At 67.8% G+C, this 14,480-nt stretch carries 13 protein-coding genes; 8 read left to right on the top strand and 5 right to left on the bottom strand.

What is annotated here, in order from left to right; genetic code table 11:
* Positions 1–31 precede the first annotated feature (31 nt).
* From QO033_RS14320 to QO033_RS14305, 4 genes are read left to right on the top strand one after another with little or no spacing between them, the layout of a single operon-like run.
* Positions 32–931, top strand: coding sequence for a branched-chain amino acid ABC transporter permease (locus QO033_RS14320; protein ID WP_284481662.1), 900 nt, complete (start codon positions 32–34; stop codon positions 929–931).
* The gene (locus QO033_RS14315; RefSeq protein WP_284481661.1) at positions 931–1,887 is read left to right on the top strand and encodes a branched-chain amino acid ABC transporter permease; all 957 of its coding nucleotides are present in this window, start codon (positions 931–933) and stop codon (positions 1,885–1,887) included. Before QO033_RS14320 ends, QO033_RS14315 begins: the two co-directional genes overlap by 1 nt.
* Positions 1,884–2,630 carry an ABC transporter ATP-binding protein gene (locus QO033_RS14310; protein WP_284481660.1) on the top strand — a complete coding sequence of 249 codons (747 nt, stop codon included), beginning with the start codon at positions 1,884–1,886 and terminating at the stop codon, positions 2,628–2,630. The genes QO033_RS14315 and QO033_RS14310 overlap by 4 nt, the downstream gene beginning before the upstream one ends.
* A complete protein-coding gene (locus QO033_RS14305) occupies positions 2,630–3,295 on the top strand; it encodes an ATP-binding cassette domain-containing protein (RefSeq protein WP_284481659.1) in 666 nt (221 codons plus the stop codon). Before QO033_RS14310 ends, QO033_RS14305 begins: the two co-directional genes overlap by 1 nt.
* A gap of 95 nt (positions 3,296–3,390) precedes the next feature.
* Here the strand turns inward: QO033_RS14305 and QO033_RS14300 are convergent, their stop codons facing one another.
* The 5 genes from QO033_RS14300 to QO033_RS14280 form a co-directional block, all read right to left on the bottom strand.
* Positions 3,391–4,851 carry a glutamine synthetase family protein gene (locus tag QO033_RS14300; RefSeq protein ID WP_284481658.1) on the bottom strand — a complete coding sequence of 487 codons (1,461 nt, stop codon included), beginning with the start codon at positions 4,849–4,851 and terminating at the stop codon, positions 3,391–3,393.
* 89 nt (positions 4,852–4,940) lie between these two features.
* Positions 4,941–6,266 carry an aromatic ring-hydroxylating dioxygenase subunit alpha gene (locus tag QO033_RS14295; protein WP_284481657.1) on the bottom strand — a complete coding sequence of 442 codons (1,326 nt, stop codon included), beginning with the start codon at positions 6,264–6,266 and terminating at the stop codon, positions 4,941–4,943.
* Between the two features lie 217 nt (positions 6,267–6,483).
* On the bottom strand, positions 6,484–7,803 hold the full coding sequence (locus QO033_RS14290; protein WP_284481656.1) for a TRAP transporter large permease: 1,320 nt from the start codon (positions 7,801–7,803) through the stop codon (positions 6,484–6,486).
* Positions 7,803–8,318, bottom strand: a complete 516-nt coding sequence (locus QO033_RS14285) for a TRAP transporter small permease (protein ID WP_284481655.1) — start codon at positions 8,316–8,318, stop codon at positions 7,803–7,805. Before QO033_RS14285 ends, QO033_RS14290 begins: the two co-directional genes overlap by 1 nt.
* A gap of 75 nt (positions 8,319–8,393) precedes the next feature.
* Positions 8,394–9,410 (bottom strand): TRAP transporter substrate-binding protein, encoded by a 1,017-nt coding sequence (locus QO033_RS14280; RefSeq protein ID WP_284481654.1) that lies wholly within the window; start codon positions 9,408–9,410, stop codon positions 8,394–8,396.
* A 194-nt stretch (positions 9,411–9,604) separates the two neighbouring features.
* Between QO033_RS14280 and QO033_RS14275 the strand changes: the two genes are divergently transcribed.
* From QO033_RS14275 to QO033_RS14260, 4 genes are all read left to right on the top strand, one after another.
* Positions 9,605–10,387: an IclR family transcriptional regulator gene (locus QO033_RS14275; RefSeq protein ID WP_284481653.1), complete on the top strand. Its 783-nt coding sequence runs from the start codon at positions 9,605–9,607 to the stop codon at positions 10,385–10,387.
* 141 nt (positions 10,388–10,528) lie between these two features.
* Positions 10,529–11,053: an ureidoglycolate lyase gene (locus QO033_RS14270; RefSeq protein ID WP_284481652.1), complete on the top strand. Its 525-nt coding sequence runs from the start codon at positions 10,529–10,531 to the stop codon at positions 11,051–11,053.
* Positions 11,050–12,876, top strand: a complete 1,827-nt coding sequence (locus QO033_RS14265; RefSeq protein WP_284481651.1) for a hydantoinase/oxoprolinase N-terminal domain-containing protein — start codon at positions 11,050–11,052, stop codon at positions 12,874–12,876. Before QO033_RS14270 ends, QO033_RS14265 begins: the two co-directional genes overlap by 4 nt.
* Positions 12,873–14,435, top strand: coding sequence for a hydantoinase B/oxoprolinase family protein (locus tag QO033_RS14260; protein WP_284481650.1), 1,563 nt, complete (start codon positions 12,873–12,875; stop codon positions 14,433–14,435). Before QO033_RS14265 ends, QO033_RS14260 begins: the two co-directional genes overlap by 4 nt.
* Positions 14,436–14,480 lie beyond the last annotated feature (45 nt).

Genomic DNA, 14,480 nt, shown 5'->3' with positions numbered 1-14,480 from the left:
GGGCGCGTCCTGCCCGAAACGGACAAAACCTATGCTGCAAACCCTCATCCCGCTGGCCGTCGACGCCCTGGCCAACGCGGCTCTCATCTTCTTCGTTGCCGTGGGGCTGACGCTGGTCTTCAGCGTGCTGCGCATCCTCAATGTCGCCCATGGCAGCTTCTATTCCATCGGCGCCTATGTCGCCGCCTCTGTCGGGCTGTGGATCGTCGGGGCCGGGCTGCCCGACTGGCTGACCTTTCCGGCGCTCTTCCTGTCCGCCGCCGTCGTTGCCGCCATCCTGGGGCCGCTGCTGGAGAAAACTCTGGTGAGCTGGACCTATGGCAAGAGCGAGGCGGTGCAGGTGCTGGTAACCTTCGCGCTGTTTCTGATCCTGGAGGATCTGCAGCGCATCGTCTTCGGGGTGCAGTCGGTCTATCAGGACACGCCGATGGCGATGCTCGGCATCTCCGAGATCGGCGGTATCGTCTATCTGAACTACCAGCTGCTGCTGATCGGTTTCGCCGCCGCGCTGCTGATCGCGCTGCGGATCTTCATCACCCGCAGCCGTACCGGCCGGCTTCTGGCCGCGGTGGTGGCCGACCGAGAGGTTTCCGAGGCGCTGGGGATCGACACCAAACGGATGTTCATGATCGCCTTCACCCTGGGGGTCTTCCTGGCCGCGCTCGGTGGCGCGCTGGCGACGCCGACCACCGGCGTGTCGCCGGGGCTGGGGGCCGATACCATGGTTCTGGCCTTCGCCGTTGCCGCCATCGGCGGGCTGGGTCAGGTCGAAGGCGCCGCCATCGCCTCGGTCATCGTCGCGGCGGCCAAGGTGCTGGCGATCTATTTCGCCCCCTCGCTCGATGCCGTCGCGCCCTATCTTGTCATGCTCGCCGTTCTGCTGGTGAAGCCCTACGGGCTCTTCGGCAGCGGCTCGACCCGGAAGATCTAATGAAACGCTCCGCTCTCGTCACCGCCGCAGCGCTGCTGATCCTGGCCCTCGCGCCACTGGCGCTGCCCTTTCTGCAATTCGTCCTGACCATCGCCATCGCCAAGGGCTTTGCCGCGCTCGGCGTGGCGCTGCTGCTGCGCGCCGGGCTGATCTCTCTCGGGCACGCGATGTTCTATGCCATCGGCGCCTATGCCGCGGCCTTCATGGCCACGACGCTGGGGATCACCGATTTCGCGCTGCTGATCATCGGCTCCACCGCGATATCGGCCTTTTTCGGGGTGCTCTTCGGCCTCTTCCTGGTGCGCTACCGGGCGATCTTCTTCGCCATGCTGAACCTCGCCGTGTCGATGGTGATCTACGCGCTGGCCTCCAAGCTCTATGGCATCACCGGCGGCACCGACGGGCTGCGCGTCGCGGTGCCCACGGTCTTCGGCATGACGCTGGAGAAATCCAGCTTCGACGGGCTGCTCTATTACACCGCGATCGTGCTGGTGGCGCTGCTGGGCTATCTGGTCCATCGCTATCTGAAAAGCCCGCTGGGCCACGCGCTCTCTGCCGTGCACTCGAACGAGGTGCGGCTGGAATACCTGGGCGTCTCTGCCTGGTCGACGTTGCTGACCGCCTATGGCATTTCGGCTGCGCTGGCCGGGGTGGGGGGCGCCATCGCGGCGCTGTCGATCGGCCATGTGCTGCCGGAATTCGCCTTCTGGACCGAATCCGGCCATCTGGTGCTGACCGCGGTTCTGGGCGGCATCGCCGGCATCGCCGGGCCGTTCCTGGGCTCGGTCTTCCTTGAGATCGTGCATACGGTCGCGGTGGGCTATGCCGCCGAGGCCTGGAACATGATCGTGGGTATCGCGCTGCTGGTGGTGATCTTCTTCCTGCCGCGCGGGCTCTTCGGTCTCTTCGAACGCCTGGTCGGGCGCAAATCCACCGATGGGGAGCCGACGCTGTGAGTGACGTTCTGCTGAAAGCCGAAAACCTCGAAGTGGCCTTTGGCGGCGTCAAGGCCGCCGACGGGGTCAACCTGACGCTCAACAAGGGGGAGTTCGTCGCCATCATCGGGCCCAACGGGTCCGGCAAGACCACCTTCCTGAACCTTTGCACCGGCTATATCCGGCCGGTTTCGGGCCATGTCTGGCTGGGCGACAAGGAGATCACCCGGATGGCGCCGCGCCAGATCGCCCGGCGGGGCATCGCGCGCGCCTTCCAGATCCCGCAGCTCTTCACCGATCACACCGTGGTGGAGAACGTGATGCTGGCCATCGCCTCGCGGGAGGGGATCTGGCAGGCGCTGCGACCGCTCGACCGACGCGAGTACCGGGCCGAGGCGCTGGAGCTGCTGGAGCTGCTGAACCTGCGCGATCATGCCGAAACCATCGCCGGCACCCTGCCGGAGGGGCTGCGCAAACTGGCCGATGTGACGGTGGCGATGGCGTTGCGGCCGCAGCTTCTGCTGCTGGACGAGCCGACCAGCGGCGTCAGTGCGCTGGAGCGGTTCCCGCTTATGGACACGCTGATGAAGGCGATGAAGGCGCGCGGGGTCACCGCGCTCTTCGTCGAACACGACATGGAAATCGTCGAGAATTACGCCGATCGTGTCGTGGTCTGGAATGCCGGCACGGTGATGGCCGAGGGCGCGCCGGCCGAGGTGATGAAGGACCCGCGGGTGCTGGAAAACGTGGTGGGGGTCGCCTGATGCTGACTGTCGATAAACTCAACGTCGAGATCGAGGGCACCCGGGTGCTGCGCGATCTGTCGCTGTCGCTGCGCTCGGGCGTCTGTACCGTGCTGATCGGGCGCAACGGTGCCGGCAAGACCACCACGCTGCGTTCGATCATGGGGCTGATCCCGCGGATCAGTGGTACGGTGGTGCTGGAAGGCCGGGAAATTCAGGACCTGCCGGCCAACCGGCGCGCCGGGATGGGCATCGGCTATGCCCCCGAAGACCGGCGGCTGATCCCGGATTTCTCCATCGAGGAGAACATCCTGCTGCCGACGCTGGCGCTGAAGCTGCCGGCGGAGGAACGCCGCGAACGGCTGAACCAGGTGTTCGATTTCCTGCCGCAGCTCAAGGACCTGCGGGCGCGGCCGGGCGGCGGCGTCTCCGGCGGCCAGGGCAAGATGGTGGCCCTTGGCCGGGCGCTGACGGTGGCCGACAAGGTGCTGTTTCTGGATGAACCCTTCCAGGGGCTCGCCCCGGCGCTGGCGCTGGAATATGCCCGGACCCTGTCGCGGCTGCGCAAGTACCGCCCCGATCTGGCCCTGCTGATCACCGAGTCGACCCCGGCGCTGTTGCGCGAGGTGGCCGATGAGGAGCTGCAGATCGAACGTGGCGAGATCCTGCAAACCGCCACCGCCTGAGCCCGCCGGGGAAATCCCCGTGCGGATCGAAAAAGGGCCGCCCCCCGGTAGGGGGCGGCCCTTTCTGCCGTCTGAGGGGAGCGATCCGGGCCGGTTCAGAACAGGCCGAAATACTCTCGCTGTTCCCATTCCGAGACGGTGGAGAGATAGCGTTTCCACTCCGCCCGTTTCAGCACCGACATGTAGTCGGCGAAATCGTCGCCCAGCGTGTCGCGATAGAGGCTGCCCTCCTCGAAGGCCTCGATGGCGGCGATCAGGCTGGGCGGCAGCGCCTGCGACTGCTCGCCATAGGGGGTTTCCACCGGCACCGGGGCGGTCAGCCCGCCGGTGATCCCGGCCACTCCCGACAGGATCTGCGAGGCGAAGTAGAAATAGGGGTTGGCGGCGGGTTCGGCGACGCGGTTCTCGATCCGGCTGGCGCCATCGCCGGCGCGCATCAGCGCCCGGACCATGGCACCGCGGTTGTCCTCGCCCCACTCGATGCGGTTGGGCGCCAGCTGGAACGGTTGATAGCGTTTGTAGCCGTTCACCGTCGGGGTGGTCAGCAGGCAGCTTTCCTTGGCATGGGCCAGCACGCCGGCGATCCAGGCGCTGGCGATCGCGGGCAGTTCTCCCGGTGCCTGCGGCATGAAGACGTTGGTGCCGTCGCTGTCGGTCAGCGACTGATGCAGGTGCCACCCGCTCGAGGCGCTGTTCTCCACCCGCGGCCGGCACATGAAGGTCGCATGCATGCCGTCGCGGTGACAGACCTCCTTCACCATGGTGCGGAACATGATCATGTTGTCGGCATGGGTCAGCGGATCGGCGGGCTCGAAGGTGAATTCGAACTGGCTCGGCCCCATCTCCACCTCGGTCGAGCGCACCGGCAGCCCCAGCGCCTGGGCCTGGCGGCGCAGCTTGTCCATTACCGGTTCCAGCCGGTCATAGGTGCTTTCCGACAGGAACTGATAGCCCTGGTCCAGCAGACGGGTCTGCGGCGACTGGCCGGGCATGCCGGTCTCGTGGTGGCCGAGCGGATCGCCGACCCGGTCGAAGACGTGGAATTCGACCTCTAGCCCGACGGTCAGCCCGTATCCCAGCCCGCTCAACCGGTCGATCGCCCGACGCAGCACCGGACGCGGCGCGAAGGGCAGGGCGGAGCCGTCGCTGGCGACCGGATCGCAGAACATCCAGGCCGAATGCGAACTCCAGGGCAGCACGCGGAAGGTCGTGGGATCGGGCACCAGCAGCATGTCGCCGGCGCCGGTCATGCTGGCCAGCGGCCCGGTGCCGGGGCCGTCCCAGACCGGGAAGACGGTGCGGTTCGAGGTATCCTTCAGCAGCAGGGTGCCCGGCAGGTTCAGCCCCGAACGGAACACCGAGGCCAGCGCGCCGGCGGCGATGGTCTTGCCGCGCAGGATACCGTGCTGATCGGCAAAGACGATGCGGATCGTCTCAAGGGGGGCCTGATCCAGCCGCTCCAGCACGGCGGCGGCCTGATGGGCTGCGTCTTCGCTCAGCAACCCCTCCCGGGCGAGCCGTCCGTTGCCGATGCTTTCGAGATATGCGGATGTCATTTGCGCGCTTCCTTCGGGGCTCATGTCTTGGCTAGGCCACGGCAACGGGCCCCCCGAAAGGGGCCCGCCGCCAAACGTCGTCGGTGCCGTTATTCCGCCGCTTCCAGCGCGGTGGTCCAGCTGCAATGGTCGCGCCGGGCCTTGTCCTCGGTCACATAGGCCTTGTCGATATCGCCATCGGCGGCAATCGCGTCGATCGAGATCGGCCCCTTGATCGCGTCGAGATCGGTGCTCTGCATCGGCAGATCGGCATCGCGGCCGTCCTTCACCGCGGCGATCGCGGCACGCAGCATGCGGCGATAGCGGATGATCGCGGTGTCGGACTTGCCCAGATGCTCGTCGGTGCGGTCCTGGATCGCGCCCATGCTCTCCACCGCCCACTGGTCGTGCACGTTGATGTCGAGCCCCATGCCGGTATAGGTCTCGGTCGCCTGTTCCTCGGGGTTGTAGCCGTAGTTGTTGCGCTTGTTCTTGACCGGGGCGTAGTCGGGCAGGGTGTGTTCCTTCAGCCGCTGCTCGCGCATCAGCTCCTTGTCGACCGGTTTGTCGAAGCTGGTGAAGATCGAATACCAGTAGCAGTTCTCGTCATCGATCGGCACATGCCATTGGGTGATGGTCATCTCGCGCGACATCGGGATGCAGATCGCCTCGGGGAAGATCTGGTTGGTGATGCGCACATGCACCTGGCCATCGCCCAGATCGCGCAGCGCGGTGATCTTCAGGCCGAAATCGGTCTCTTCCGCGCGCACCTCGGGGCGGGGGAATTCGCGCAGCAACCGGGTCATCGGGATATCGGTGTTCACCGCCTTGTCGCGAAACTGCTTGCCATAGCTGTCTTCCGGGTCCTCGTCCTGCAGGAACCGGTGCAGGAAGGAGGCGTGCGCGGGGTCGATGCCGACCTCCATCGCCTGCAGCCAGTTGCATTCCCACAGGCCCTTGAAGGCGAAGACATGGCTGTCGGGGGCGGCGAAACAGTCGAAGGCGGGGAAGGCGGGCGCTTCGCCCGGGCCCATATAGGCCCAGACCACACCGGCGCGTTCCACCACCGGATAGCTGCGGGCACGGATCTGTTCGTGCATCTTGCTGCCTTCGGGTTCGGCAGGCTGTTCGACGCATTGGCCGTCGCGGTTGAAATGCCAGCCGTGGAACGGGCAGCGCAGGCCGTTGTCTTCGAGCCGGCCGAAGCACATGTCGGCGCCGCGGTGTGGGCAGTTGCGCTGGATCAGCCCCAGTTTGCCTTCCTCGTCGCGGAACAGCACCAGATCCTCGCCCAGCAGGCGCACCGGCACCACCGGGCGTTTGACGTTCAGTTCCTCGCTCAGCGCGGCGGGCTGCCAGTACCGGCGCAGGACCTCGCCGGCGTCGGTTCCGCGGCCGACGCGGGTGATGCTGTCATTCAGCTCTTGGCTAATCATTGGGGGGCTCTCCTCTGGCTTCCTTGCAGGTCAGGATATGTGAGTTCCGGGTCTCTGTTGAGCCGGACGTCGCGCGCGGACATCCGGGGCGGGGCAAAATCGACTGCGGCGCCCGGTTCGGGCGCAACATCCTATTTTGGTGTATTATCGCACGGCTGGTGGATTCTGTCATTGCGCATGCGAAAGCGTCATTCATTCTTGTTAGTCCGCGGGACGCCTAGAGGCGCCCCGTCAGTAGAAGCGAGATGGCGGGGAAGGCCAGCAGGATGGCGAGGCGGATCAGATCGCTCAGCACGAAGGGGACGACACCGACCATGATGGTCTCCAGCTTCAGCCCGCGCGAAGCGCTTTTCACCATGAAGAGGTTCATCCCCACCGGCGGCGTGATCAGCCCCAGTTCCACCGTCACCACGGCGATGACGCCGAACCAGATCGGATCGAAACCGTTGGCCAGGATGACCGGAAAGAAGATCGGCACCGTCAGCAGGATCATTGCCAGGCTTTCCATGAAACAGCCCAGGATGACGTAGAAGATCAGGATGCCGGCCATCACCTGCCAGGGCGAGAACCCGTTCTGGGTCAGGAAATCGACCAGCGCCGAGGACAGCTGCGAGGTGGTCAGCACGAAGCCGAAGACCTCCGCTCCGATCAGGATCAGGAAGATCGACCCGGTGGTGGCGATGGTTTCGGTGAAGGCGGCGATCAGCTCCTTGCGGGGGATCCGGCGCTTCAGCGCATAGAGCAGCGCCAGCGCCGCACCGACGCCGCCGGCCTCGGTCGGGGTGAAGAGATTGCCGTAAAGCCCGCCCATCACCAGACCGAAGAGCACCAGCGACGGCGCGAAGAGGCGCAGCGTCTCGAACCGGCGGCCCGGGGTCGGCACCTGGCTCTGGACCGCGGCGGAAGCGGCGGGATCGGGGCTGCCGGGTTTCCACAGCCGCGCCATGATCAGGATCGTCACCAGATACAGCAGATAGGCCAGCACCCCCGGCAGGATGCCGGCAAGGAACATGTCGCCCACCGATTGTTCGGTGATCAGCGCATAGAGCATCAGCGCGATCGACGGCGGGATCAGGATGCCCAGCGTCCCCCCGGCGGCGAGCGATCCGGTCGCCAGCCGCATGTCGTAGCCATGCGCGCGCATCTCCGGCAGAGCCACCCGCGTCATGGTGGAGGCGGTGGCGAGCGAGGAGCCCGAGACCGTGGAGAACACCGCCGAGGCGGTGACGCCGGCCGCCGCCAGCCCACCCGACCAGCCACGCGTCAGCCGCAGCGAACCGCGGAACAGATCCGCCGCCACGCCGGAGCGCGAGATCAGGTTGCCCATCAGCAGGAACAGCGGGATCAGGGTGAAGGAATAGCTGGTGATGGTCTCATAGGTGGCGGTCTTCAGCACGCTCAGTGCCGGGGTGATGCCGATGATGGCGGAGAAGCCGGCGAAACCGACGCCGATCATGGCCAGACCGATGGGGGCGCCCAGAAGCACGGCGACGAACATCACGGCGATGGAGATATAGCCGACCAGCAAAGGGGTCATCACGAAAGCTCCGCATGCTGGCCGCGGTTGGTCAGCGCCTCGCGCAGCGCCACCACGGCAAGGGCCAGGCTTTCCAGCGTGTAAAGCCCGTAAATCAGGTACATCGGCAACCGCAAATCCTGGGTCTCCTCCTGCCGCGCGAAGGTGGCGAGCGTCTCGTGGTAGAACAGCCAGCTCAGGGTCAGGGCGAAGACGATGATGGCGACGAACCACAGCCGCGCGATCAGGATTTGCAACGTCCCGGGCAGCCGGCCGACAAGAATGTCGACCGCGATCATGCCGCCGCTCATCGAGGCGGTCAGCGCCGCGAGCGCGATCAGACCCAGCAGGTAGGACACTTGCTCGATGGCGCCGGGGATCATGAAATTGATGGCGGTGTCGGTCAGATCGAAGACGATCCGGGCCAGCACGTTAAACCCGACCACGAAGACCATATAGGCCAGGGCCACCGCCGCCAGGGCGATGCAGGCGGCTTCGATCCAGCCGGACAGCCGTCGAATGAGGGGGATGATCATGGCGGGTCCCGTGACAGCGACAACAGGGGGTGGGGCAGGCCGCATCCGCACGGCCCGCCCGATCAGCGGAAGCGATCAGTTCAGTTCGGCTTCGCAGGCCGAGACATAGCCCTTGACGGCGGCATAGGTCTCGGTCCCCGGCAGACCCTTGGCGTTCAGCTCGGCGATATAGGCGTCGGAGGCGGTCTGCGCGGCAGCATCCCAGCGGGCGCGTTCGGCATCGTCGAGGGTGATGACGGTGGATTCCTTTTCCAGCCGCGCCAGCGTCTTGGCGCCGGCCTCGTCATAGCCGCCGCCGGCGGTGACGGCCCATTTCATGCCGGTGTTGTCGTCGACGGCCTTTTTCACCTCGGGCGAGAGCGAGTCGTATTTCGCCTTGTTCATGGTGGCGACGAAGGCCAGCGCGTAGAAGCCGAACACGGTGTGATATTCGGTCAGCTCGTCCAGGCGGAAACTGTCGACGCTTTCCCAGGGCAGCATGTAGCCGTCGATGGCCCCGCGCTGCAGCGATTCATAGGTGTTCGGTGCCGGCATGCCGACCGGTTCCGCGCCCAGCTCTTCCAGCAGGCCGCCGACCACCTGCGTCGGGCGGCGCAGCTTCAGTCCCTTGAGCTCTTCCAGCGTGCGCACCGGAACCTTGGCGGTGTGCAGGTGCCCCGGATCGTGGGTGTGGACGAAGATCACATGGGTGTCCTTGAACTCCTCGTCAAGCGCGCCGGAATCATAGAGTTTCTGGAAGGCGCAGGAGCCGACGGCGCCGGTCTTGAACAGGCCCGGAAGCTCCATGATCTGGGCCAGCGGGAAGCGGCCGGCGGTATAGCCGGGAACCGCCCAGGCGATATCGGCGATGCCGGTGACGGCGTTGTCATAGCCGGCGGCGGCCTTGCCCAGCGTCTGCGCGGGGAAGACCTGAACGTCGACATTGTCGGCGCCGGCCTCGTCTTCGACAGCCTTGGCCCAATCCTCGAAAATCACCTGATTCTGCCAGCTTGCGGCCGACATGAAATGGGCGAAGCGCAGGGTGTCTTTGGCGTGGAGGGGCGCGGCGGCCCCCAGCGCGAGTGCGCCCGTAAGGGCAAGTTTCTTCAGCATTGCTATCCGGTTCTCCGTGTCGGAATGGCTTTGGCAAGCCGCCGTTTCGGGTCGCTTGCTCGCCTTATTGTGCGATAATGCACCAATTCGTCTAATGGATAGGCACGGTCAATCGATTTGGACGGTAAGTACGATTATCGCACCGAAAAATGCATCGACTGCACATATTATGGACGTCATGGTGCGACAACCAGATGAAGAGGCAAGACACCGTGCAGACAGAAATCCCGACCAAGGATATCTCCCTGACCTTTCTGAAGGGGATGACGGTCCTGCGGGCCTTCGACGAAAACCATTCGCGGCTGACGCTGGCCGAAATCTCGCGCCTGACCCATATCGAACGCGCCGTGGTGCGCCGTCTGGTGCTGACGCTGGTGCACCTGGGCTATGTCCGCAAGGAGGAGAACCGCTATTCCCTGACGCCGCATGTGCTGGTGCTGGGCGGCGGCTTCCTGCGTGGCAATCAGTTCGGCCGGCTGGTGCAGCCGCTGATCGAGATGTGCGCGCGTGAGCTGGGCCACAGCGTCGGCCTGGCGATGCGCGACGGCTCCGAAGCGGTCTATGTCGCGCAGAGCTCGCAGCAGAACACCCGTTATACCTTCGGTTTCACTGTTGGCAGCCGGCTGCCGCTGCTCAGCACCTCGATCGGGCGGATGCTGCTGGCCTGGGGCGACAGCCAGTGGGCGGCGGAAATGATCCGCACCGCACCGCTGGAGCCGCTGACCGCGGAGACGCTGATGGATCGCGACCGGGTCGCCGCGGCGGTGGCCGACTGCCGCACAGCGGGCGCCAGCGTCGTTGATGGCGAGTTCGAGGCCGGTGCCATCGGCATCGCCGTGCCGGTCGGACGGCTGGGCACCGCCCAGGCGGCGCTCGGTCTTTCCGAACCCAAGGGCGACCTGCCGCCGGAGCGGCGCGAGGCGGTGATCGAGGTGCTGCACCGCTACGCCGGCCAGATCGCGCCGGTGCTGGGATGAGCCGGGCCCGCGCGGCCGCCCACCGCCCCTCCGTTCGCCGCCCCTTCGCCGCGCCCGGGGACGGGCGCCGGATGTCGCCGGCCTTCCCCTATTCCTTTCCCGCCGCCGGCGGGCCCCAGTCCTGATTTCGGAGACGTCAAGATGTCCCAGCCCCCTCTTTCTCACGCCGCTTCGGCGATCGTGGCCCGGCCGCTCACGCCCGAGGCCTTTGCGCCCTTCGGCCATGTCGCCCGCCCCGGGTTGGGCGAGGTCAAGGCCATTCGCGGCGGCGGCGTCCGGCTGAGTAAGAGCTCCACCGTCTTCGACCACCTCGCCGCCGCGCCGGATGCGACGCTGGATTTCTACGAGGTCGAGCCTGAGCCGGGCCCGCTCGACGCCCGGGTGATCGAACGGCACCCGCGATCGTCGCAGCTGTTCTGCCCGATGGGCGCCGCCCGCTGGCTTGTCGCGGTCTGGCCGGAGGGGCCGGAGGCCCCGCCGCTGGCCTTCGTCGCCGGGCCCCGGGATGTGGTGACCTATGCCCCCGGGCTCTGGCATCATGGCATCGTCGCGCTCGACCGGCCGGCCTGTTTCGCCTCGCTGATGTGGAAGGCTGCGGATCGCGCCGGCGATACCGAATTTCTCGATCTTGCCACGCCGGTGCGCATCGAATGGGGCGCGGCATGACCCGGCTGGCGGTGGATTTCGGTGCCCGTTTCGCCGATTTCGTGGCCTGGGACGACACCGGGCTGAGGATCGTGAAACAGCCCATGTCCGGCCCGGCGGCAGAGGTACTGGCGGCGGGGCTTGCGGCACTGGCGCTGGACCCGGCGGGGCTGGAGGAGATCCGGCTGGTGACCACCGCGCCGCTCAATGCGTTGCTGGCCCGGCGGCCGGCCCGGGTGGCGTTGCTGACCACGCGGGGGTTCGGCGATACGCTGCAACTGGGACGACAGAACCGCGTCGCGCTCTACGATCCGGTGGCGCGTTCTCCGGCGCCGGTGTTCTTGGTCGATCCGGAGGATATCCACGAGGCCGGCGGCCGGCTCGACGCCCGCGGGGCGGAGGTGGCGCCGCTGTCCGAAGCCGACCTGGCCGCCGCCATCGCGGCGCTGCGGCAGCGGCGGGTCGAGGCGGTGGCGCTCTGCTTTGTCTTCGCGCATCTCAATCCGGATCACGAGCTGCGCGCAGCCGAGGCGATCCGCGCCGCGCTGCCGGGGATCGCGATCAGCCTGTCGCACCGGGTCGATCCGGCACCGCGCGAATACGAACGCACGGTTTCGGTGCTGCTCGACGCCTGGGTGACGGCGACCTCCGGGGCGGAGGCGGCGGCGCTGGACGCGGCGCTGCGGGCCGCGGGCTTTGCCGGAGAGCTGCTCTATGGCGACGGGCGCGGCGTGCTGGTGCCGGCGGCGGCGACCGCGATGCAGCACGCGGTTCTGCTGACCGGGGCGCCGGCGGTAGCCGCCCGGGCGGCAGCGGCGCTGCAGCGGCCGGCAGTCACCCTGGCGGTCGATATCGGATCGCAGAGCGCGGATATGTCGATGGCGCGCGGCGGCGATCCGGTGGCGGCGGAGCAGGGTCTGATCGCCGGGGTGCCGCTACGGCTGCCGACCGTCGATCTGGTGAGCGTGCCGCTGGGCGGCGCCTGCGGCCTGCGCCGCACCGACCGTGGGCTGCGGTTCGACGGGACCGGCGCGGCGCCGAGGTTGGACGACGCGCTGTCGGTGCTGGATCGGGTGCCGGCGGTGGAGGGGGCGGCCGCGCGGCTGACCGCCTTCGCCGGGGCGGTGCCGGTCGAGGCACTCTCCCGCGAGATCGTGGCAGCCGCCGCCGATCTGATGGCGCTGGAGCTGACCCGTTATGCCACCCGCCGCAATGTCGATCCGACCCGGGCGGAGCTGGTGGTGATGGGCGGGGCCGGGCCGCTGCTGGCGGCGGAGATCGCCGCCGCCATGGGGCTGACGCAGGTGACGCTGCCCCGCGCGCCGGGGGCCTCCGGCGCCATCGGTCTGGCCGAGGCCGCCCGTCGCACCGAGGCGCTGGAGCGGATCGATCTGCCGCTGCGCGATCTGACCGACAGCGCGCTGGCCGCCCGGCTGGATGCGCTGGAGGCGGCGGCGCCGGGCGCGGCGCCGGCCCGCTACAGCTTCACCCTGGCGCCGCTGCGGCAGATGCATCCGATGGCGCTCGGCCTGGATAGGCGCCCGGTCTCCGCCGCCGAGGTGGCGGACACGTTCGCCGCCCGGTATCGTGCCGCCTATGGCATCGCGCCGCCGGGGCCGGGACATCTCTTTCAGATCGCGGTTCATCGCGACGCCCGCGCGGCGTTGCCGCCGCTGCCGGCCGCCGCCCCTGTCAAAGCTTCGGTCAATCGCTTGGCCTGCGGGGCAGTCGCTGCCGAAGGTCCGGCGCTGATCGGCACCGAGGCCGGCGCCATATGGCTGCCGCAGGGCTGGCATCTGGAGACGTCGGATCAGGCCTATCTGCTGCAAAGGAGCCCGTCATGACCGATCCCCTGATCATCCTGCAACTGCGGCTCGACGGTCTGGCCGAAACCATGCAGCAAACGCTGTTGCGCTGCGCCGTCTCGCCGGTGGTGCGCGAGGGCGCCGATACCTCCTGCGCGCTGTTCACCCCGGGGGGCGAGCTGCTGGCCCTGGCCGAGGCGATCCCGCTGCTCCTGGGCGCCTTGCCCGGCGCAGTGGGGGCGATCCTGCGCGACTACCCTGCCGACAGCATGCGACCCGGCGATATCTTCGTCACCAACGATCCGTTTTCGGGCGGCACCCATCTGCCCGATATTGCGGTGGTCCAGCCGGTGTTCGAGGGCGACCGGCTGATCGCCATGACGGCCAGCCTGCTGCACCATCAGGACATCGGCGGCACCCGGCCGGGATCGGTGCCGCCGGACGCCACCGAGATCTATCACGAAGGGCTCAGGCTGCCGCCGATGCGGGCCGGGCAGGGCGGTGCCTTCGGGCGCGAGTTCGAAAACCTGATCCGCTTCGCCTCCCGCGCGCCGGATGTGGTGGTCGGCGATCTGGAAACCCAGCTGGCCGCCGGCCACAGCGCCGCGATCGGCCTGCGCCGGCTGGCGGCGGATTTCGGCACCGATGGCTTCCTCGCGGCGATCGGAGCGTTGCTGGACCGGGCCGAGGCGGAGACGATCGACCAGCTTTCCGCCCTGGCGGCGGGACCGTTCCGCGGCGCCGATGCGCTCGACCCGGTGCCAGAGCTCGGCCCCTGCGCGGCCGAGGTGGCGATCCGATTTTCCGACGGCCGGCTGATCGCCGACTTCGCCGGCTCCTCGCCTCAGGTCCGGGCGCCGGTGAACTGCGTCCGCTCCGGACCCTTGTCGGCGGTGTTCTACGGGTTGCTGACGCTGCTGGGAGAGGCGGCGTTGAGAAACGGTGGCATCCTGCGGCGGATCGAGTTGAAGCTGCCGGAGGCCAGCGTGGTGAACGCCAGCCCGCCGGCTGCGGTGAACGCCCGGATGAACATGGTGCGCTGCATCACCTCCGCGGTCCTGCAGGCGCTGGCCGAGGCCGATGGCGCGCGGATGCCGGCGGCCAATTCTGGCATGTCCTATGTGATCGCCTTTTCCGGGGTGGATGACGACGGCACCCCGTTTCTGTCGACCGAGATCGTCGCCGGCGGTGCTGGGGGCGGCCCGCATGCGGATGGTGCCGCGGCGATTTCCACCGACGTCGGCAATGCGATGAACATCTCGGCGGAATCGCTGGAAGCCATGGTGCCGATGCGGTTGATCTCGGCCGAGCGCCGGCGCGGCTCCGGCGGGGCGGGGCGGTTCCGTGGCGGCGACGGGGCCCGGCGGGAATACGAGGCGCTGACCGATGGCATCGCCGCCTCGATCCGCGGCGAACGCTTTGCCCGGGTGGCCCGGGGGGCGCGCGGCGGCGGTTCGCCCCGGGGCTCGGCGGCGACGGTGATCCGCAAGGGGGGCGAGCGGATCGAACTGACCGCGCGCTCGGCGGTAACGCTCGACCGGGGCGACCGGCTGGTGATCGAAAGCTCGGGCGGCGCCGGCTACGGTACGCTGGAGTAGGTGAAAAAGGCCCCGCACCGGGATGGATGCGGGGCCCTGAGGGGG

It is taken from the genome of Pseudodonghicola flavimaris (assembly GCF_030164425.1).
Lineage (GTDB): Bacteria > Pseudomonadota > Alphaproteobacteria > Rhodobacterales > Rhodobacteraceae > Pseudodonghicola > Pseudodonghicola flavimaris.
The sequence above is the reverse complement of the archived record's forward strand: the minus strand, read 5'-3'. Positions and strand labels throughout refer to the sequence as shown.

Coding starts and splice junctions, on each gene's coding strand:
- QO033_RS14320 (WP_284481662.1), top strand. CDS start 32: ATGCTGCAAACCCTCATCCCGCTGGCCGTCGACGCCCTGGCCAACGCG.
- QO033_RS14315 (WP_284481661.1), top strand. CDS start 931: ATGAAACGCTCCGCTCTCGTCACCGCCGCAGCGCTGCTGATCCTGGCC.
- QO033_RS14305 (WP_284481659.1), top strand. CDS start 2,630: ATGCTGACTGTCGATAAACTCAACGTCGAGATCGAGGGCACCCGGGTG.
- QO033_RS14300 (WP_284481658.1), bottom strand. CDS start 4,851: ATGACATCCGCATATCTCGAAAGCATCGGCAACGGACGGCTCGCCCGG.
- QO033_RS14295 (WP_284481657.1), bottom strand. CDS start 6,266: ATGATTAGCCAAGAGCTGAATGACAGCATCACCCGCGTCGGCCGCGGA.
- QO033_RS14290 (WP_284481656.1), bottom strand. CDS start 7,803: ATGACCCCTTTGCTGGTCGGCTATATCTCCATCGCCGTGATGTTCGTC.
- QO033_RS14285 (WP_284481655.1), bottom strand. CDS start 8,318: ATGATCATCCCCCTCATTCGACGGCTGTCCGGCTGGATCGAAGCCGCC.
- QO033_RS14280 (WP_284481654.1), bottom strand. CDS start 9,410: ATGCTGAAGAAACTTGCCCTTACGGGCGCACTCGCGCTGGGGGCCGCC.
- QO033_RS14275 (WP_284481653.1), top strand. CDS start 9,605: ATGAAGAGGCAAGACACCGTGCAGACAGAAATCCCGACCAAGGATATC.
- QO033_RS14270 (WP_284481652.1), top strand. CDS start 10,529: ATGTCCCAGCCCCCTCTTTCTCACGCCGCTTCGGCGATCGTGGCCCGG.
- QO033_RS14265 (WP_284481651.1), top strand. CDS start 11,050: ATGACCCGGCTGGCGGTGGATTTCGGTGCCCGTTTCGCCGATTTCGTG.
- QO033_RS14260 (WP_284481650.1), top strand. CDS start 12,873: ATGACCGATCCCCTGATCATCCTGCAACTGCGGCTCGACGGTCTGGCC.